Origin of the sequence: Pseudactinotalea terrae (assembly GCF_009733845.1) — a bacterium.
GTDB classification, from domain to species: domain Bacteria; phylum Actinomycetota; class Actinomycetes; order Actinomycetales; family Beutenbergiaceae; genus Pseudactinotalea; species Pseudactinotalea terrae.
Genome location: NZ_WNXZ01000005.1, coordinates 188,243 through 206,226, shown reverse-complemented (window position 1 = coordinate 206,226; position 17,984 = coordinate 188,243). Strand labels below are relative to the sequence as shown.

Below are 17,984 nucleotides of genomic sequence, written 5' to 3'. Positions count from 1 at the left end.
AGATGTGGCACAGGGGCTTGTGAGAAGCCGTCGTACAACGTAATACTACCGCGAGCCGTACAACGTCGTACTACGACCCCCAGACAACGAACGTCGAAGGAGGTGCCCGGTGACCACCGTGATGGAGAGCAATCCGGACGTGCTCAGGTCCGAGGCTCCGCCACCTGGCCGCAAGGCTCGACGACCTCGGCAGCAGCTCTGGATCTGGTTGATGCTGCTTCCCACCGTGGTGCTCTACGGGCTCTACACCGTCTACCCGATCGTCGCGAGCTACTGGCTGGCGTTCCTCGAGTGGAACGGATTCACGGCCGAGAAGACCTTCGTCGGCCTGGAGAACTTCCAGGCGGTGCTCGCGGACCCGCTCTTCTGGAACTCCTTCCGGATCACTGTGATCTTCATGCTCGCGGTGGTGCCGCCGAAGGTCATCCTGACGTTGCTGCTGGCCTTGGCGCTCAACTCCGCGAACCTGCCGTTCCGAACCTTCTTCCGGACCGCGTACTTCCTCCCGGTGGTGACGACGGCGGCGATCGTAGGCATCGTCATGCAGTTCGTCTTCGATCCGGCGTCCGGGCCGGTCAACCTCGCGCTGCGCAGGCTGGGGATCATCGACGCCGGCATCAACTTCCTCGGCGACTCCTCCTACGCGCTCTGGACCGCAGCCGGCGTGTACGTGTGGAAGTGGTTCGGCATCACGATGATCTACTGGCTCGCCGCGCTGCAGACGATCCCCGACGAGGTCTACGAAGCCGCTCGCATCGACGGCGCCGGCGCCTGGCAGCTGATGAAGTCGATCACGCTGCCGCTGCTGAAGCCGTTCCTCATCATCATCACGTTGCTCTCGTTCGAGTCGGCGCTCAAGGTCTTCGACCTGATGCTCACGATGACGAACGGTGGGCCGTTCTACGCCACCGAGGTCGTGGAGATCTACATCTACCGGTGGGCGTTCGCGGCCACGGTGCCCCAGCTGGGGCACGCCTCCGCGGCCGCCGTGATCTTCGGGCTGTTCGTCTGCGTCGTCGGGCTGTTCCAGATCTTCGGGGTCCGCTCCGTGCAGAAGGCGAGGGCGATCTGATGGCTGCGACAGCGACGTCCACCCGGAGCGCCTGGCGTCCCGGCCGGCTCCTGCGCCGGCTGCCGTGGTGGCTGCTCACCCTCATCCTGATCGGTGGCGCGTTCCTGTGGGTCTACCCGTTCCTGTGGATGATCTCGGCATCGCTGAAGGGCCAGCTCGAGATCTTCGGCTCCGGGCTCTCGCTGCTGCCGGAGTCGTGGGAGTGGGAGAACTACGCCCGCGCCTGGAACGAGGCCAGCTTCTCCACCTACACGTGGAACACGATCATCGTCACGGTCGCGAGCGTGGTGCTGGTGGTGGTCCGGTGCGCGATGTCGGGCTACGTGATCGGCCGCTACCAGTTCCTCGGCAAGAAGGTCGTCGTGGCCGTGCTGGTCGCCACCTTCTTCGTGCCGACCGGCTACACGATCATCCCCGTCGTCGAGATCTCCCAGAACCTCGGGCTGCTGAACTCCCTCTCCGGGATGGTCCTCGCGCTGTCCGGTGGTGGGCACGTCGCCCTGATCCTGCTCTACGCGGGCTACTTCCGCGGCATCCCTCGTGAGCTCGAGGAGTCCGCCGTGCTCGACGGCGCAGGATTCTTCGGGGTCTTCTTCCGGATCATGCTCCCGCTGTCCGGGCCCATCACGGCGACGGCGACCCTCATGACGTTCCTCGGAACCTGGAACAACTTCTTCATCCCTCTGGTGTTCTCGCTGTCGCGGCCGGACCTGCGCACGCTCAGCGTGGGCATGAAGGCCTTCGTGGGCGAGAACTCCACCGACTGGGGCGGGATGGCGGCTGCGGCCACGATCTCGCTGATCCCGCTCGTGATCCTGTTCATCGTGCTGCAGGGCCAGTTCGTCAAGGGCTTCGCGGGGGCGATCAAGCAATGACGCGGCCAAACATCCTGCTGCTGTGCACCGACCAGCAACGCTTCAGCGCGCTCGCAGCCGCAGGCAACCCGGAGATCTCCACGCCGAACCTCGACCGGCTGGCGTCGCAGGGGGCGCTCTTCGAGAGCTGCTATGTGCAGAACCCGGTGTGCTCGCCCTCGCGGGCCAGCCTGATGACCGGCCGGTACGTGCACTCGCACGGGCTGTGGAGCAACGGCGTCGCGCTGCCGCCGCACGAGCGGCTGTTCACGAAGGCGCTCGCCGAGTCCGGGTACGACTGCGGGCTGGTCGGCAAGCTGCACCTTGGTGCCTGCTTCGGTGGCCGCACCGAGGCCCGCCTCGACGACGGCTTCAGGGTGTTCCGCTGGGCTCATGACCCCTATCGCGGCTCGTCCGAGAACGCGTACCACCGGTGGCTGAGGGCGAGTCGTCCGGAGCTCTACGCCGCAGCGCTCGATCCGAGCTCCGACGTCACCTTCGACTCGATGCCGACCGAGGCCCACTACAGCCGGTGGATCGGGCAGGAGACGATCGACTTCCTGCGCCACGACCGGGAGAAGGACAAGCCCTTCTGCTTCATCGCGAACTTCTTCGACCCGCACCACGGCTTCGGGGCACCGAATGAGTATCTCGACCGGTACCGCCCGGACTCCCTCAGCCGCCCGGCCACGACACCGGACGAGCTCGCGACGAAGCCGCCGATCTTCGCAGAGGCGTCGGCCAGGTCCTACGCCGGTCATGCCAAGGGGTTCGCGGAGTACACGCCAGAGCAGCTGCAGGAGGTCAAGGCCACGTACTACGCGATGGTCAGCCTCGTCGACGACGAGGTCGGGCGGATCCTCACGGCTCTGGAGGAGGAGGGGCTCGCGGAGAGCACGGTGGTGATCTTCACCTCCGACCACGGCGAGATGCTCGGCGACCACCAGCTGATGCTCAAGGGCCCGATGATGTACGACGTCGCGGTCCGGGTGCCGCTGCTGGTGCGCTGGCCCGGCCACATCGCCGCAGGCCAGCGTCGGTCAGAGCTGGTGCAATGGGTCGACCTCGCCCCGACCCTGCTCGAGGTGGCCGGCCTGCCCGCCGCAGATGCCCACCAGGGCACGAGCCTGCTGGGGCTGGTGACCGGTGACGGGACGTGGACCCGGGACTGGGCCCTCTCGGAGTACCGCGACAGCGGGCATCCGTACGACCCGCCGGTGCACACGACGATGCTGCGCCACGAGGACTGGAAGGTCGTCGTCCACCACGGGGCGCCGACCACCGACCGGGCGCGGACCGGGGAGCTGTACGACCTCGCTCGGGACCCGGACGAGCTGACCAACCTGTGGGAGGACCCGGCCCACGCACAGACCCGGGTGGCGATGCAGGAGCTGCTCCTCGACGTCCTGGTGGCGACCGAGGATCGCGGCGCACGACGAGAGGCGTTCTGGTGAGTGAACCGACCATCCACCCCCGGCCCCAGCTGCGCCGGGAGGAGTGGCAGGACCTCTGCGGCACGTGGCGGTTCGCGTTCGACGACGAGGATCGCGGCGCCGACGAGCGGTGGTTCGAGACCGGCAACCTCGACGGCGAGATCCAGGTGCCCTACCCGCCCGAGTCCAGCCTCTCCGGCGTCGGCGACACCTCCTACCACCCGGTCGCCTGGTACGCGCGAGAGGTGTCCCTCCCGGAGGGCGAGGGGCGGGTGCTGCTGCACTTCGGCGCCGTCGACTACCGCGCCGATGTGTGGGTGAACGGGCAGCACGTCGGGGGTCACGACGGCGGCCACACGCCGTTCAGTCTCGACGTCACCTCGGCCGTGGCGAAGGACCGCGTCGAGCAGACCATCGTGGTGAGGGCCGAGGACCAGCCGACCGACCAGCACCAGCCCCGCGGCAAGCAGGTCACCGCCGAGGGGCCGCGCGGCATCTTCTACGACCGTACGACCGGTATCTGGCAGCCGGTGTGGCTCGAGCGGGTCGCGGCCACACACGTGCGCGAGCTGCGTTGGACCACCGACGTCGACGCCGGGCTGGTGCACCTCGATCTCACGCTGTCGCGCCCGGTCACCACCGCCCTCACGGTACACGCGCGGCTCAGCCTCGAAGGGGTGCTGCTGACGGAGCACAACGTCCGGGCCAGCGAGCACACCGTGCGGCTGACGATCAGCCTCGACGAGCTGCGCACCGGGCAGCCGATCCTGTGGTCGCCCGAGACGCCCACGCTCATCGATGCCGAGATCGTGCTCGCAGCGCCGGCCGGCGAGCTGGACCGGGTGCAGAGCTACCTCGGGGTGCGCAGCGTGGGCTGGCGCGACGGCCTGTTCCTGCTCAACGGCAAGCCTTACTACCTGCGGATGGTGCTCGAGCAGGGCTACTGGCCCACGTCGCACCTCGCCGCTCCCGGACCGGACGCGCTGCGCCGCGAGGTCGAGCTGATCAAGGAGCTGGGGTTCAACGGAGCCCGGGTGCATCAGAAGATCGAGGACCCGCGGTTCCTGTACTGGTGCGACCGGCTCGGGCTCCTCACCTGGGGCGAGTTCCCGGCTGCGTTCGCGTACTCGCCGACGGCGGTCACGCGCACCGCGACCGAGTGGTCCGAGGCGGTGCTACGGGACTCGAGCCATCCCTGTGTGGTGGCGTGGGTGCCGCTCAACGAGAGCTGGGGCGTGCCGAACATCGCCACCTCCACCCAGCAGCAGAGCTTCGCGACGGCGATGTACCACCTCACCAAGGCGCTCGACCCGACCCGGCCGGTGATCTCCAACGACGGCTGGGAGCACACGGTCAGCGACATCTGGGCGATCCACGACTACACGCCGAGCGGGGAGAGCATCCGGCGCCGGTACCACACCGACGAGGATCTCGACCGGACGCTGCACGGCCCCGGGCCGGGGCGACGCAAGGTCATGCTGCAGCGCGAGGAGCGTGCCGGCCGGCCGGTGATGGTCACCGAGTTCGGCGGGCTGGCGTATGTGCATGAGCTCGACGGGTCGTGGGCGGGCTACAGCACGGTGGGCGGCGCGGCCGAGCTGCGCGACCGGTTCGAGGAGCTGGTGACGGCGCTGCTCGACTCCCCGTGGCTGGGCGGCTTCTGCTACACGCAGCTCACCGACACCCAGCAGGAGCGCAACGGCCTGCTCACCGCCGAACGGGAGCCGAAGCTTCCCGTCGAGGAGATCCGCCGAATCGTCACCCGAGCGGCGAGGGCCATACCGGCCGAGGAGGTCGACGCCTACCGCCGGGCGACCAAGGAGACCATGAAGGAGGCGCGACCATGAGGATGACCCGTAGAGGTCTGCTGCAGGGCGCTGGTGCCCTCGGCGCAGCCGCACTGCTCGGGGGCTGCGACACGGCATCGTCCGGTGGTGGAGGCGGAGGCGGTGGTGGCGCCGGTGGGCCGCTGACCTGGTGGGACCACACCCCCAACCTGCAAGCAGCGAACGAGCGGATCTTCGCCAGGTTCACCGAGGAGTCCGGCACACCCGTCGAGTACAGCTACCACCAGACCAACGAGATGGGCGAGGCGCTGCAGATCGCCAACCAGAGCGACCAGCTCCCTGACGTGCTGACCAACGTCGGGCTACGGCTCCCGGTGCCGGCGCTGATCGACGAGGGCTGGTTCCAGGCCGGGGCGTTCCCGGAGGAGGCGCTGAGCCGGTTGCCGGAGACCTCCCTGATCGAGGGCATCCACACGTTCGACGGCAAGGTGTACAGCTTCCCGGTCTTCGCCGACCGCCAGTACTGGGCGATCACCTGGTACAACACCGAGATGCTCGAGGCCGCCGGCGTCGAGCCTCCGACGACCTACGACGAGTACCGCGCCGTGGCCAGGGCGGTGCAGGACAGCACGCCGGAGGAGACCTCCGGGGTGATCTTCAACCTCGGGCAGCGCCCACGTGTGGCAGAGCACGTCAACTTCCTGGCCCAGGCCGCGGGCTTCCCAGGCTTCGGCGGGGACATGTACCAGACCGGCGAGGTGCAGTTCCACCACGAGGCCTACCTCACCGTCATCGAGTTCCTGCTGTCGCTGCAGCAGGACGGCCTGCTGTACCCGGCCTCGGGACAGCTCGCCGACGCCGAGGCGCGGGTCAGGTGGGCGGCGGGCGGCGCGGGTCTGTACATGGACGGTCCGTGGTGCCCCGGCAGCCTCGGTACCTCGAACGCGGAGGAGTTCCTCCCCAAGCTCGGTGTGGCGCAGATGGTGAAGCCCGACGCCGGAACCGAGCTCGCCGCCTATCGCGCCCCGCAGGGCGGCATGTACTGGATCTCCGGCGCGTCGCAGAACGTGGAGGCGGCCAGCCAGCTGATCGGCTACCAGACCGAGGAGCCGTACTACATCGACATCGCCAACGGCATGGCGCAGCCGCCGCTCGACGTGTCGGTGATCGAGAAGGCCGACGTGCACCCGGCGTGGGCCGAGATGGTCGGCTGGTTCCAGGACCAGGTGTACCTGGCGCCGAGCCCGTCGGCGAAGAACCCGAGGATCTCCGCCGTCAACGCCATGGCCACGGCGATCGAGCCCGACCTCGGGATGATCGTGCAGGGTGCCTTCAGTGGTGACGTGCCGGACTGGCAGGGCGCGCTGAAGGAGCTGTCCGACAAGGTGATGGCGCAGCGCGAGGAGAACGTCGCGGCCGTGCAGGCCGAAGGCGTCGAGGTCTCGATGGACGACTGGGCGTTTCCCGACTGGGAGCCCAGGCAGGACTACACACCGGAGATGTACTCATGAGCCAGCAACCGACGAGCGTCACGAGGCGCCGTTTCCTCCTCCTGACCGGCGCCGGCGCGGTCGGCGGTGCGCTCGCCGCCTGCGACACCGCACCCTCGGGTGGCGGTGGGCCAGACAGCGCCGACGATGGGGGCGCGAGCACCGGGCCGATCACCTGGTGGGATCACTTCAACCCGCTGCGGGACCTGCACGGGGAGATGTTCGCGGCGTTCGAGGCGGATACCGGCATCGCCGTCGAGTTCACGCCGCAGCAGACCGGCGAGATGGGTGAGGCGCTCCGCCTGGCCAAGCAGAGCGATCAGCTCCCGGACGTCCTGACGAACGTCGGACTCCAGCTCCCGGTGCCTGCGCTGATCGCCGAGAACTGGTTCCAGCCGATCACGCTGAACGACGAGGCGCTCGCCGCGCTGCCACCCGAAGCGCTCGCCGACGGCGTCCACAGGTTCGGCGGCGAGCTGTACACGTTCCCGATCTTCAACTTCCGCCAGTACTGGGCGGCGACCTGGTACAACCGAGCGCTCGCCGAGCAGGCAGGCCTCGATCCGGATGCTCCGCCGGCGACCTACGACGAGTTCCGAGCAGCCGCCAGGGCGGTCTCGGACGCGGGTGGGGACGACGTGTTCGGGTGGATGCTCGCGCTCGGTCAGCCGCCGCGCCTGGCCGAGCAGATCAACTTCCTGGCGCAGGCCGGTGGGTTCGAGGGCAGCGGCGGGGTGCTCTTCAAGACCGGGGAGTTCGCGTTCCACGACGATGCGTACGTCAACGCGATCGAGTTCTGGCTGTCGCTGCGCGACGACGGGCTGCTGGTCCCGGGGACCGAGCCCTACAACGACCGCGACGCGCGAGCCCGATGGGCGGCCGGCCAGGCGGGTTACTACTTCGATGGACCATGGTGCGCCGGTGTGGTGATGCAGGATCTCGCTGACTTCGCCGAGCAGATGGACGTCGGCCCGATGCTCGTGCCCGAGGCCGGCATGGACGTGGTCGCCTACCGCGGGCCGCAGGGTGGCGCATTCTTCCTGTCCGGACCGTCGCAGCGGCAGGCCGACGTCGGCGAGCTGCTCAGTCGGTTCACCTCGCCGGCGTACTACCAGGGCCTGGCCGAGAACATGGACCAGCCCCCGCTGGACCTCGCCGTCGTGGCGCAGGCCGACGTGCACCCCGCGTACGCCAAGCTGATCGGCTGGTACCAGGAGCAGGTCTACCTGGCGCCGCTGGCGGTCGCGCAGAACCCCGACATCGACCTGGTCAACACCGAGATGCCGGCGATCGAGCCCGACCTCGGGATGACCATCCAGGGGCTGTTCGCCGGTGAGCTCGGCGACGTGCGCACTGCTCTGCAGGCGCTGAGCGACCGCAGCATGGCAGCACGCGAGGAGGCGATCGCCGCGGCCACCGCGAACGGCGCCCAGGTCGACATGGACTCGTGGGCCTTCCCGGACTGGCAGCCCCGGCAGGACTTCACGCCAGACATGTACGGATGACGGGGGCGCCGGACGACAGCCTCAACGTCCTGGTGCTGATGAGCGACGAGCAACGCTGGGACAGCGTGGGGTTCGCCGGCAACCCGGCCGCGCGATCCCCGGTGCTGGACGAGCTCGCGGAGCGGTCCACGGTGTTCGAGCGGTGCTACACGCCCTTCCCGCTGTGCTGCCCCTCCCGCACCAGCCTGTGGACGGGACGAATGCCGCGGCACCACCACGTGCTCGGCAACTGGCGTCCGATCGACTCCCGGCTCGGCGAGTCCGGGCTGGGGGTGGCGTTCCGGGATGCCGGTTACCACACGCTGTACTGCGGCAAGTGGCACGTGCCAGGCACCACCCCGGCCCAGCTCGGGTTCGCGGCGACAGCGGCGATCCCGGCCGTGCTGAACGGGCGAGACCGCGGCCGATACATCGAGGCGTACCGCGAGTACGCCGCCCGGCAGGGGTACGAGCTGGTCGAGGGCCACATCGAGAACCTCACGCCCACGGACGTGGCGGCGCTCCGCTCAGCGCCGCACCGGGCCACCGCGGAGATCGAGGAGGAGCACTTCCTGGAGAGCTGGCAGACCCGCGAGTTCCTGCGCGCCCTGGACGAGCGGCCTGGGGATCGGCCGTGGTTCGCCGTCTGCTCCTTCAACGCGCCGCACTTCCCGATGGTGGTGCCACAGCCCTACGACCGGCTCATCGACCGCGCCGAGGTGCGGCTGCCCGACAGCTTCGCCACGGGCCCGGCGACCAAGCCGCGAGAGGTGGCGGCGTCGTCGTACGCCGCGAAGTACGCCGACCTCGACGAAGCCGGATGGCGGGACATGCTCGCCCATTACCTCGGGCTGTGCGCGCTCGTGGACACGCAGGTGGGTGCGATCCTCCAGCACCTGGGTGAAGAGCTGGAGCGCACGATCATCGTCTTCACCACCGACCACGGCGACATGATGGGCTCGCATCGACTGATGGAGAAGGGCCATCAGCTCCACTACGAGGAGGCGCTGCGCGTGCCGCTGATCATCCGGCACCCTGCCCAGCAGGAGGGGACGCGGACGACCAACCTGGTCTCCGTCGTCGACATCGCGAGGACCCTCGCGGAGCTGGCCGGCGTGCCGTGGGACGAGGACGACGACGGCGTCTCCTTCGCGCGCATGATCGCCTCGGACGAGCCGCCGGCGACGAGGACGCACGTGACCGCGGAGACCGTGCTGTACGACATGGAGTCCGAGGCCAACGGCGAGTACGTGGACCCGCGGACGTGGGCCGCCGAGCGTGACGGGATGAACCTGTCGGTCCGGACCGATCGGGTGCGGTACGTGTACCGGTCGCGCGACATCGACGAGCTGTACGACCACGAGTCCGACCCGGGTGAGCAGGTCAACCTCGCTGCTGCGCCGGGGCGGGCGGCCGAGCGGGGGGAGCTGCGGCGGCTGCTGGCGAACGAGGTGGCCGATGTCTGGCCCGGTGTTGCCCGGACCCTGACCGAGAGCTAGGAGAGCAGATCATGGCGACCAACATCGTCCTCATCCTCGTCGACGACATGGGGTACTCCGACATCGGCCCCTACGGGAGCGAGATCCCGACGCCGAACCTCGACCGGCTCGCGGCCGGCGGGGTGCGGATGTCGCAGTTCTACAACACGGCGCGGTGCTCGCCCTCGCGGGCCTCGCTGCTGACCGGGCTGCACCCGCACCAGACCGGTATCGGGATCCTCACGGAGGACCAGCGGCCGTACGGGTATCCCGGGACGCTCAACGACCGGTGCCTGACCATGGCGGAGGTGCTCGGGGCGGCGGGGTACGCGACCTACATGTCCGGGAAGTGGCACCTGTGCGGGCAGTTCTACGAGCCGCATGACGCGTGGCCGACCCGGCGCGGGTTCGAGCAGTTCTTCGGCACGATCGCCGGCGGCGGCAGCTACTTCTACCCGAAGACGCTGACACGCGGCGAGACGTCGGTTCAGGAGGAGACCTCGGCGCCGGACTTCTACTACACGGACGCGATCAGCGAGCAGGCGGTCCGCTACATCGAGGCGCACGACGAGGACCGGCCGTTCTTCCTCTACACCGCGTACACGGCACCGCACTGGCCGCTGCACGCGCCTGAGGAGGACATCGCGGCGATGAAGGGTCTGTTCGACGGGGGCTGGGACGAGCTCCGGCGGCAGCGGGCGGAGCTGCTGGTGTCCTCGGGCGTGCTGGATCCCGCATGGGGGCTGAGCGAGCGTGATCCAGACGTGGCTGCGTGGGACGACACCCCGGACCACGAGTGGGAGACGCAGCGCATGGAGGTCTACGCGGCGCAGCTGCGGCGGATGGACGCGGGCGTGGGGCGGATCCTCGACGCGCTGGAGGCGACCGGGCAGCTCGAGGACACGTTGCTGATGTTCCTGTCCGACAACGGGGGCTGCGCCGAGGGGTTCCAGCCGGCCTACACCGACGAGCTGCCGCGGCTGCCGGAGTTCCTGCCGGGGTCCACACGCGACGGTCGACGAGTGTTCCGAGGGAACGTGCCGGAGTCGATGCCGGGCGGCGAGGAGACGTACGCGAGCTACGGCACCGGGTGGGCGAACCTGTCGAACACGCCGTTTCGTGAGTACAAGCACTGGGTGCACGAGGGTGGCATCGCGACGCCGTTCATCGTGCACTGGCCTGCTGGCGGGCTGGAGGCCGGGGCGGTGCGGCACGACCCGCACCAGCTCCCCGACGTGCTGGCCACCGTGCTGGAGGCGACCGGCGTCGCCTTCCCCTCGGAGTACCCGGGGCGGCGGCCGCAGCCCTTGGAGGGGATCAGCATGCTGCCGACATGGCGCGGGTGGGGCGCGCCCGACGGGCGGTACCTGTACTGGGAGCACGAGGGCAACTCGGCGGTGCGACGCGGACGATGGAAGCTGGTGCGCAAGCACGGCCAGCCGTGGGAGCTGTACGACATGGCGACCGACCGGACCGAGCTGCACGACCTCTGCGCCGAGCAGCCGGATGTGGTGGCCGAGCTCGTGGCCAGCTACGAGGCCTGGGCGCGGCGGTGCGGTGTGATCCCGCGTGAGACGATCCTCGCGGCTGGTCGCTGACCGGTCCTCGGCACGCTAGGAGGCGAGTGTGGGTGCCACCATCAAGGACGTCGCGAGGCTGGCCGGCGTCTCGATCAAGACCGTCTCCAACGTGCTGCACGGCTACCAGTACCTCACCGACGAGACGAAGTCGAGGGTGGAGCGCGCGCTCGTCGAGCTCGACTACCGGCCGAACATCGCGGCGCGCAACCTGCGCCGAGGCCGGAGCGGTGTCATCGCGCTGGCCCTGCCCAGCCTCGACAACCCGTACTTCGCGGAGATGGCGAACCGGATCGTGAAGGAGGCGGTCGCGCGGGACCTGACCGTGCTGGTCGACGCGACCGAGGGCGATCTGGACCGGGAGGCGCTCGTGGCGGAGGGTTTCCGCAGCCGGCTGCTCGACGGCATCATCCTGCAGCCCTGGTCGATCTCGGACGAGTACCTCCACGCCCGCACGGACCCGACACCGCTGGTGCTTCTCGGTGAGCGCGGCCTCAGCTCGGCCGATGGCATCGCGATCGACAGCCGTGCCGCCGCCTACGCCGCGGTCGAGCATCTGATCGGGCTGGGCCGGCAGCGGATCGCGGCGATCGGTGCGCGGCCCCGCAAGCGGAGCGGGAGCTGGCCAACCGTGGAACCCGGACGCCGGATGAGCGGGTACGAGAGCGCCCTGACAGACCACGGCTTGCCGGTCGATGCTGCTCTGGTGGCCCACCCGGGTGGCGACCACACGCCCGAGGTGGTCGCTCGCGCGATCGGCGAGCTGCTGCAGCGGGCTCCCGATCTCGACGCGATCTTCGCCTTCAACGACCGGGTGGCGCTGGGCGCGATCCGAGCGCTCGCGACACGCGGTGTCAAGGTGCCCGACGACGTCGCGGTCATCGGAATCGACGACATCGAGGCATCCCGACTCTCGACGCCCTCGCTCTCGAGCATCGCCCCCGACAAGGCCGGCATCGCCCGCACAGCGATCGAGATGCTCGTGGAGCGGATCGACGGCGGCGCCGCCGCCGGACCCGCTCGGCACGTGGTCGCCGACTTCGAGCTGATCGTGCGGGAGAGCACCGGCGGGCAGGAGCCGCGCACGGGTCAGCCTGCGCGGTACTCCGCGAGCCAGAGGTCGGCGAGGAATCGGTGACCGTCGGGGGTGGGGTGGACGCCGTCGTGTGCGAGGGCGGCGGCACCGACGACTGAGGCGCGCTGCGCGAGCGGGCCGTCGGTCGCGAGGTAGCCGGTGCCGTGCTCGGCGGCGAGGCGGCGCACCGCCTGGATCTTCGGGTCGAGGTCCTCGCGCCACGCCCACTGCTCGTCGGTGACCGGGAGCAGGAAGGGCTCGACGAGGATGATCCGGCTGACACCCGCCTGCTGTGCGCGGGCGATGATGTCGCGGTAGCCGGACTCGTAGGCCTCGGTCGAGGTGGGGTTGTCGCTGTCGTAGCGGCGCCACGTGTCGTTGATGCCGATCATGATCGACAGCACCGCGGGGGAGTGGGCGAGGACGTCCGTGTCCCAGCGAGCCTGCAGGTCGACGACCCGGTTGCCGCCGATCCCGGTGTTGATGACGGTCTCGCCGGCGAGCGCCTCGCCGATCAGGGCGGCGTAGCCGGTGCCCCAGCTGCCGAGGTCGGAGCGGTCACGGCCGGCGTCGGTGATCGAGTCACCGGTGAGGAGGATGGTCATGAGCGCCCACTCTGGCACGCCGCCCGCAGGCGGGAGCGGCGTGTCCAGGTATCGGCCGATCGTGGCGGGATCCCCACGAGTGCAGTGACCTCGCTCACGTCGGCCGGATCAGGGTCGGCGTCGTGAGAGGATGAGGACAGCGAGCAGAACTGCTCGCGGCATCGCGGTTCCGAATGCGCCGGCGTCCTCGCCTGGCCGCACCAGTGACATCTGCACTGCGGTGAACCCCCCAAGAAGAAGGCAACACATCCCTGTGTCCAGCATGACGTTCGGCGCGCTCGGCGTGCCTGCATCCCTGGTGACCGCGCTCGCGAAGCGTGGCATCGAGGAGCCCTTTCCCATCCAGACGGCGACCCTCCCCGACACCCTGCGTGGCCGGGATGTCCTGGGTCGCGGCCGTACCGGCTCGGGCAAGACGCTCGCGTTCTCCCTCCCTCTTGTCGCTCGACTGGCCGACGGCGGTCGCGCCAAGTCGCGTACCCCGCGTGCGCTGATCCTGGCCCCTACGCGTGAGCTGGCGACACAGATCGCCGAGACGCTGGCGCCCCTGGCTGCGGCTGCTGGCCTGAAGCACACGGTGATCTTCGGCGGCGTGGGGCAGAACCCTCAGGTCAAGGCGCTCGCTGCGGGCGTGGACGTGGTCATCGCGTGCCCCGGGCGCCTGGAGGACCTCCTCGGCCAGGGCGCGCTGCGCCTCGACGAGATCGAGATCACCGTCCTCGACGAGGCCGACCACATGGCCGACCTCGGCTTCCTGCCCGGCGTCAAGCGGATCCTCGACCGGACCCCGCGGGGCGGTCAGCGCATGCTGTTCTCCGCGACCCTGGACAACGGCGTCGACATCCTCGTCAAGCGATACCTGTCCGACCCGGTGACGCACTCGGTGGACCCCGCGTCCTCGCCGGTGGCGGCCATGACGCACCACGTTTTCAACGTGAGCGGCAAGGACCACAAGCGCGACGTCGTCGAGCACCTGGCCTCCGGCACCGCGCGGCGACTGTTGTTCACCCGCACCAAGCACCAGGCGAAGCGTCTGGCTCAGCAGCTCACCACTGCGGGCATCCCGGCGGTGGACCTGCACGGCAACCTGTCGCAGAACGCGCGGCAGCGGAACCTCGAGGCGTTCAGCACCGGGGCCGTCAAGGTGCTGGTGGCCACGGACATCGCGGCACGCGGTATCCACGTCGACGACGTCGAGCTCGTGGTGCACGTGGACCCGCCGGCCGAGCACAAGGCGTACCTGCACCGTTCCGGCCGCACCGCGCGTGCGGGTGCCGGCGGTGACGTGGTCACGATCGTGCTGCCCGAGCAGCGGGGCGACATGCGCTCGCTCGCTCGCGCCGCGAAGATCACGGCGACGCCCCTGGAGCCCACGCAGCAGCACCTGACCAGCCTTGTCGGCGAGCTCGCCGCGAAGGTGACGCCGGCGCCGAAGGCGGCCCCCTCCGGTCGCAGCGAACCTGCCTCGCGTGGGCCGCGCCGTGCCGGTGGACAGCGGGCCGATCGGCCGGCCGACACCGTTCATGGTGGCTCCGGCGGCGGCCGCAACCGCCGCCGCGGTGGCCGTTCCGGTGGCCAGGCTGGTGTCGCTGCTGGTGGCCAGGGCGGCCAGGGGGGCCGTTCGGGTGGTCAGCGTGGCCGCTCAGGCGCACCGGCGAGCCGCTCGGCTGCGCAGGGTGGCAGCGCTCCGGTGTGGTCGTCGTCGAGCTCGGCTCCGAGCGGCTCCAGCGGCCAGGGCGGCCAGCGTCGTGGCCCGCGCCGCGCGACCCGCGACATGGGCACGCCCCGCGGCTGATCTACCTCCCTCGTGGGCCGCGCGCCGATCGGCGCGCGGCCCACGGGCTTTTCTGCCCCCGCTTCGCCGCCGCCGCTCGTCGCGGTTCCCCGAGTCGCCGCCCCGCCGGGCCGCCTCGGTTCGCCGGGCCGCCTTTCCGCGCCGCTGTCACCCGGCACCTGAGTGGCTGGCGAACTCTCGAAGACCTGGGGTGCTCAAGCGAGGGCTGACCATGCCAGCGCCGTTCTGCTGCGGAGGGGGATGGCGGGCAGGATGTGCCAGCGGCCGTCCTCGCCGAGCTCGCAGCGCAGGCGTCCAGCATGGAGCTCGGCATGACAGTGCTGACACAACGGGACCCCATTGAGGGCGTCGGTGTGACCGCCCCTCGACCACCAGATCGGGTGGTGGATCTCGGTGAACCCTGGTGCTGCGTGACACCTGGGGTTCTGGCACCCGCCGGTATAGGCGGCCAAGATGGCCCGGCGTTGATGCCGGGTGTGGGATCTGCGGGCTCGTCCGAGCTGGAGTGGTAGGCCGTCTTTGCCGAGGACGCAGGCTTGCAGGTAGCCATCGCACATGATCCGCGCTGCCACGTGTGCCGGCACGGGTTCGCCGCTGTGCTCCAGGTGGGCGGTGCCGGCCCCCGTGGTGGCGTGCTTGGTGAGCTCCTCGTTGGTGATGGTGACCACGAGGGTGGGCGCGTCGCCGCCGATGCGGGGCGCATCACCCTGCTTGATGGCGTCGGTGATGAGCCCGACCAGGGTGTCGGCCTGCCGTTGCGCTGTGGTGCGGTCATCGACCATGCCACGGCGATTCAGTGCGGTGACGCCAAGATCGGCGCTGTCGCTGTCGCTGCTACCGCTATCGCCATCGCCGCCGCTGGCGGTGTCGCGGTCGCCTTCGTCGGCCCCGGCGGCGTCGTGCCTGCTGGTGGTGCGGGGTGCGTTGTGGGCGTCGAGGGCGAGCCGGAGGGCTTCGCCTTGGTCGGGTGGGAGCAGGAGCTTGCCGATCCACATGCCATCGAGGCGTTTGCCGAGGGTGAAAGAGCGGGCCTGGCGTTGCTGCTCATACGTGGGTTCGGGTCCATCGGGGTCGATCGCGTCGCGCCAAGCCCGGGCCTGCACGGCCAGCAAGTCGGGCGGCAGCGGCATGGCCGTGGCCTGCTGGGCGCAGTCCTGCTCGTCACCGGCATCATCGTGCTCGTGCTCGCACACCACGGCACCCATGGCTGCGGCGACGAGTGCCTGCTCGGCCGCCTCGAGCGCCTCGGGATGTGCCCGGGCACGTGCTTCGTTCAGGTGCTGCCGGATCACCAGGGCCTGGTCGAGGCTGACCGCACCGACGGCTAGCTGCTCGGCCAGCTGCGGGTACCAGGGCGGCAGGATACCGCTGGAGCCGATGCCCCGTGGGGTGGTCTCGCCGGCGATCTGGCGCCACCGGGTCAGGGTGCGGCGACTTGCACCGGTGATCGTGACCAGCAGGGCGGCCGCGTCCCGGAACCCGTACCGGCAGGCCAACGACTCCTCCGGCCCGGCGCGCCGGCACTGCTCCTGGACCGCGTCCACGGTGGTGACCATCGCCGCATCCGACAGCCGAGCGATCCCAGCCGCCAGCTCGGCAGCCTCCATCAGCTCATCCGCGGATAGCGAAGCCATCGAGCCCAGCTCGCCGGCGACAGCCGCCAAGGCCTGGTGCGCCTGCGCCAGCAGACCCACCAACCCCTCACGCGCCGTCATCGTCTCCATGAATGCACACTACACTATAAACGAACAGATGTTCTAGACCCTGAAGGAATCTTCTTCGAATCCTCGACGCTGACTCCATCGGAGGCGGCCTGCTGCGCCGCGTGCGGCTCAACAAGCGATGCACGCAGATCGCACACCTGGCGTCGGTCGCCGTCCACAGCCCCCGGACCCCGACTCGGTCGTGGTTTTGACGCTATCGCTGCCGTGCGACACGACGAGCTTCGCGCCTGCTGCGCGAACCGGGTCCGGCTTCCATCACGTGTTCGGCGTCGCTGGACGACTCCACGGCACTACCCATCTCGGGCGACGTCGCACACCGCCATGTGTGCGCGGTGAGCACCGCCGCGGCTGCGGTGGAGCGCGTACTATCCACGGCCGCCACGGCGGATGTTGCCCGAATCGCGTCACGAGCGAACGGCCACCGCTCGTGGGGATGTCGTCGCCACCGACAGCCCCAGGAGAATCACTCCGAGCGCGAGGAGGATCGCCGGTCGATCGTCATGGGGCTCATCGAGCTGCGTCGAGATGAGGTCCAGCAGAGCGTTGGACGTCCAGCCGTTCACGACCTGCTGCTGGGGTGCTCCCTGCGTGCGTTCTTGGTTGGCTTCGTCGTCGATCCAGATGATCATGCGCTCGCTCGACCCGTCGGTGGTGTCGTCCTGAGGCCCGAGGAACGCCAGAGTGAGTATCGCGACGATCGCGATGATGGCGCTGCCGACCATGCGGACCGCTGATCTGAGATCAGCACGGCGGTTCGCGCTATGCGGCGCTGGCGCTGGAACGGGTGGCTGCGGGCCCGGCGCCCACTGCTCCTGCGGACCAGGAGCCATCGGCGCGCTCATCACGACGCCGTCCACCAGAGCTCGTCGCTCCAGTTGTAGGAGACCCCCCACATGCCGCCCGGAACCTGGTCGGCGGGAACCTCGAACAGCACGTTGCCCGTGGCTGTCCCGCCGTCATAGATGTCGGCGACGTCGGACAGGTCCTCGGGGATGACGCCGTACGCCTGCTCGTACGAGCGGCCGTTCCCAGCCAGGTAGGTGATGTCGATGTCGATCCACGGCAGCACAGAGTCCGGGCCGGTGTAGCCCACGGTGACGGGCAGGATCACGAACACCATGCCGTCGGCTGGCGGGTCGTTGAACTGGTTCTCGCCCGCGACGATCGCGTTTGCATCCCAGGTCGCTGCGCCCAGCGTGACCCTGATCTCGTCGCCGACGCCGGTGCTGAACGTCCCGACGTCGTCCACCGTCGCCGGGTTCTGCCGAGTGCCGACCTCAGCTGGCGGCTCGGTGGTCTCAGCCTCGGCGGCCTCGGTGCTCTCCGACTCCTGGGTGTCGTCTGCGGCCCGCTCGGGCGGGGCCGACTCGGTCGCGTCGTCGACGCTGCTGGGGTTGTCAGCCGCCCCGGGGTCGGTGGTGGCGTCGACGCCGGCACAACCGGCAGTGACGCTCAGGGCAACGGCGGCCGCGACGGCCGCCCAGCGTGTGCTTCGCATCGCTGATCTCCTCTCGCTCGGTGGATTGATGGCTGAACGGTGCCGGGCACACACCGCTGCGGGCGAGCGAAACGCTGATAACCCGGGATATCAGCACAACCGCTGCAGATGT

At 69.7% G+C, this 17,984-nt stretch carries 14 protein-coding genes; 10 read left to right on the top strand and 4 right to left on the bottom strand.

All coding sequences use genetic code 11. The features are described from left to right. Positions 1-109: 109 nt before the first annotated feature. The 9 genes from GPA03_RS16315 to GPA03_RS16275 are packed head-to-tail and all read left to right on the top strand — an operon-like array spanning position 110 to position 12,313. Positions 110-1,072: a carbohydrate ABC transporter permease gene (locus tag GPA03_RS16315; protein ID WP_241681344.1), complete on the top strand. Its 963-nt coding sequence runs from the start codon at positions 110-112 to the stop codon at positions 1,070-1,072. Further along, positions 1,072-1,947 (top strand): carbohydrate ABC transporter permease, encoded by an 876-nt coding sequence (locus GPA03_RS16310; RefSeq protein ID WP_156253092.1) that lies wholly within the window; start codon positions 1,072-1,074, stop codon positions 1,945-1,947. The genes GPA03_RS16315 and GPA03_RS16310 overlap by 1 nt, the downstream gene beginning before the upstream one ends. Next, positions 1,944-3,380 carry a sulfatase-like hydrolase/transferase gene (locus GPA03_RS16305; protein ID WP_156253091.1) on the top strand — a complete coding sequence of 479 codons (1,437 nt, stop codon included), beginning with the start codon at positions 1,944-1,946 and terminating at the stop codon, positions 3,378-3,380. The genes GPA03_RS16310 and GPA03_RS16305 overlap by 4 nt, the downstream gene beginning before the upstream one ends. Next, positions 3,377-5,206, top strand: coding sequence for a glycoside hydrolase family 2 protein (locus GPA03_RS16300; protein ID WP_170296900.1), 1,830 nt, complete (start codon positions 3,377-3,379; stop codon positions 5,204-5,206). The genes GPA03_RS16305 and GPA03_RS16300 overlap by 4 nt, the downstream gene beginning before the upstream one ends. Continuing rightward, positions 5,203-6,657: an ABC transporter substrate-binding protein gene (locus GPA03_RS16295; RefSeq protein ID WP_156253090.1), complete on the top strand. Its 1,455-nt coding sequence runs from the start codon at positions 5,203-5,205 to the stop codon at positions 6,655-6,657. Before GPA03_RS16300 ends, GPA03_RS16295 begins: the two co-directional genes overlap by 4 nt. Continuing rightward, the gene (locus GPA03_RS16290; protein ID WP_156253089.1) at positions 6,654-8,141 is read left to right on the top strand and encodes an ABC transporter substrate-binding protein; all 1,488 of its coding nucleotides are present in this window, start codon (positions 6,654-6,656) and stop codon (positions 8,139-8,141) included. Before GPA03_RS16295 ends, GPA03_RS16290 begins: the two co-directional genes overlap by 4 nt. Further along, positions 8,138-9,619: a sulfatase-like hydrolase/transferase gene (locus GPA03_RS16285; RefSeq protein WP_156253088.1), complete on the top strand. Its 1,482-nt coding sequence runs from the start codon at positions 8,138-8,140 to the stop codon at positions 9,617-9,619. Before GPA03_RS16290 ends, GPA03_RS16285 begins: the two co-directional genes overlap by 4 nt. A gap of 11 nt (positions 9,620-9,630) precedes the next feature. After that, positions 9,631-11,196, top strand: a complete 1,566-nt coding sequence (locus tag GPA03_RS16280; RefSeq protein ID WP_156253087.1) for an arylsulfatase — start codon at positions 9,631-9,633, stop codon at positions 11,194-11,196. A gap of 28 nt (positions 11,197-11,224) precedes the next feature. Further along, positions 11,225-12,313: a LacI family DNA-binding transcriptional regulator gene (locus GPA03_RS16275; protein WP_156253086.1), complete on the top strand. Its 1,089-nt coding sequence runs from the start codon at positions 11,225-11,227 to the stop codon at positions 12,311-12,313. On the opposite strand, the gene GPA03_RS16270 is transcribed toward GPA03_RS16275, so the two are convergent. Further along, the gene (locus tag GPA03_RS16270; RefSeq protein WP_156253085.1) at positions 12,265-12,855 is read right to left on the bottom strand and encodes an SGNH/GDSL hydrolase family protein; all 591 of its coding nucleotides are present in this window, start codon (positions 12,853-12,855) and stop codon (positions 12,265-12,267) included. The genes GPA03_RS16275 and GPA03_RS16270 overlap by 49 nt on opposite strands. A gap of 262 nt (positions 12,856-13,117) precedes the next feature. On the opposite strand from GPA03_RS16270, the gene GPA03_RS16265 reads away from it, so the two are divergent. Then, a complete protein-coding gene (locus GPA03_RS16265) occupies positions 13,118-14,650 on the top strand; it encodes a DEAD/DEAH box helicase (RefSeq protein WP_194239537.1) in 1,533 nt (510 codons plus the stop codon). Between the two features lie 194 nt (positions 14,651-14,844). On the opposite strand, the gene GPA03_RS16260 is transcribed toward GPA03_RS16265, so the two are convergent. From GPA03_RS16260 to GPA03_RS16250, 3 genes are all read right to left on the bottom strand, one after another. Continuing rightward, positions 14,845-16,374 (bottom strand): HNH endonuclease signature motif containing protein, encoded by a 1,530-nt coding sequence (locus GPA03_RS16260; RefSeq protein ID WP_156253083.1) that lies wholly within the window; start codon positions 16,372-16,374, stop codon positions 14,845-14,847. A gap of 404 nt (positions 16,375-16,778) precedes the next feature. Then, the gene (locus tag GPA03_RS16255; RefSeq protein WP_156253082.1) at positions 16,779-17,096 is read right to left on the bottom strand and encodes a hypothetical protein; all 318 of its coding nucleotides are present in this window, start codon (positions 17,094-17,096) and stop codon (positions 16,779-16,781) included. Positions 17,097-17,215: 119 nt separating this feature from the next. Next, complete coding sequence (locus GPA03_RS16250; RefSeq protein ID WP_156253081.1) at positions 17,216-17,872, bottom strand: hypothetical protein; 657 nt, start codon at positions 17,870-17,872, stop codon at positions 17,216-17,218. Positions 17,873-17,984: the final 112 nt, after the last annotated feature.

Coding starts and splice junctions, on each gene's coding strand:
- GPA03_RS16310 (WP_156253092.1), top strand. CDS start 1,072: ATGGCTGCGACAGCGACGTCCACCCGGAGCGCCTGGCGTCCCGGCCGG.
- GPA03_RS16305 (WP_156253091.1), top strand. CDS start 1,944: ATGACGCGGCCAAACATCCTGCTGCTGTGCACCGACCAGCAACGCTTC.
- GPA03_RS16295 (WP_156253090.1), top strand. CDS start 5,203: ATGAGGATGACCCGTAGAGGTCTGCTGCAGGGCGCTGGTGCCCTCGGC.
- GPA03_RS16290 (WP_156253089.1), top strand. CDS start 6,654: ATGAGCCAGCAACCGACGAGCGTCACGAGGCGCCGTTTCCTCCTCCTG.
- GPA03_RS16285 (WP_156253088.1), top strand. CDS start 8,138: ATGACGGGGGCGCCGGACGACAGCCTCAACGTCCTGGTGCTGATGAGC.
- GPA03_RS16280 (WP_156253087.1), top strand. CDS start 9,631: ATGGCGACCAACATCGTCCTCATCCTCGTCGACGACATGGGGTACTCC.
- GPA03_RS16270 (WP_156253085.1), bottom strand. CDS start 12,855: ATGACCATCCTCCTCACCGGTGACTCGATCACCGACGCCGGCCGTGAC.
- GPA03_RS16265 (WP_194239537.1), top strand. CDS start 13,118: ATGACGTTCGGCGCGCTCGGCGTGCCTGCATCCCTGGTGACCGCGCTC.
- GPA03_RS16260 (WP_156253083.1), bottom strand. CDS start 16,374: ATGGAGACGATGACGGCGCGTGAGGGGTTGGTGGGTCTGCTGGCGCAG.
- GPA03_RS16255 (WP_156253082.1), bottom strand. CDS start 17,096: ATGGTCGGCAGCGCCATCATCGCGATCGTCGCGATACTCACTCTGGCG.
- GPA03_RS16250 (WP_156253081.1), bottom strand. CDS start 17,872: ATGCGAAGCACACGCTGGGCGGCCGTCGCGGCCGCCGTTGCCCTGAGC.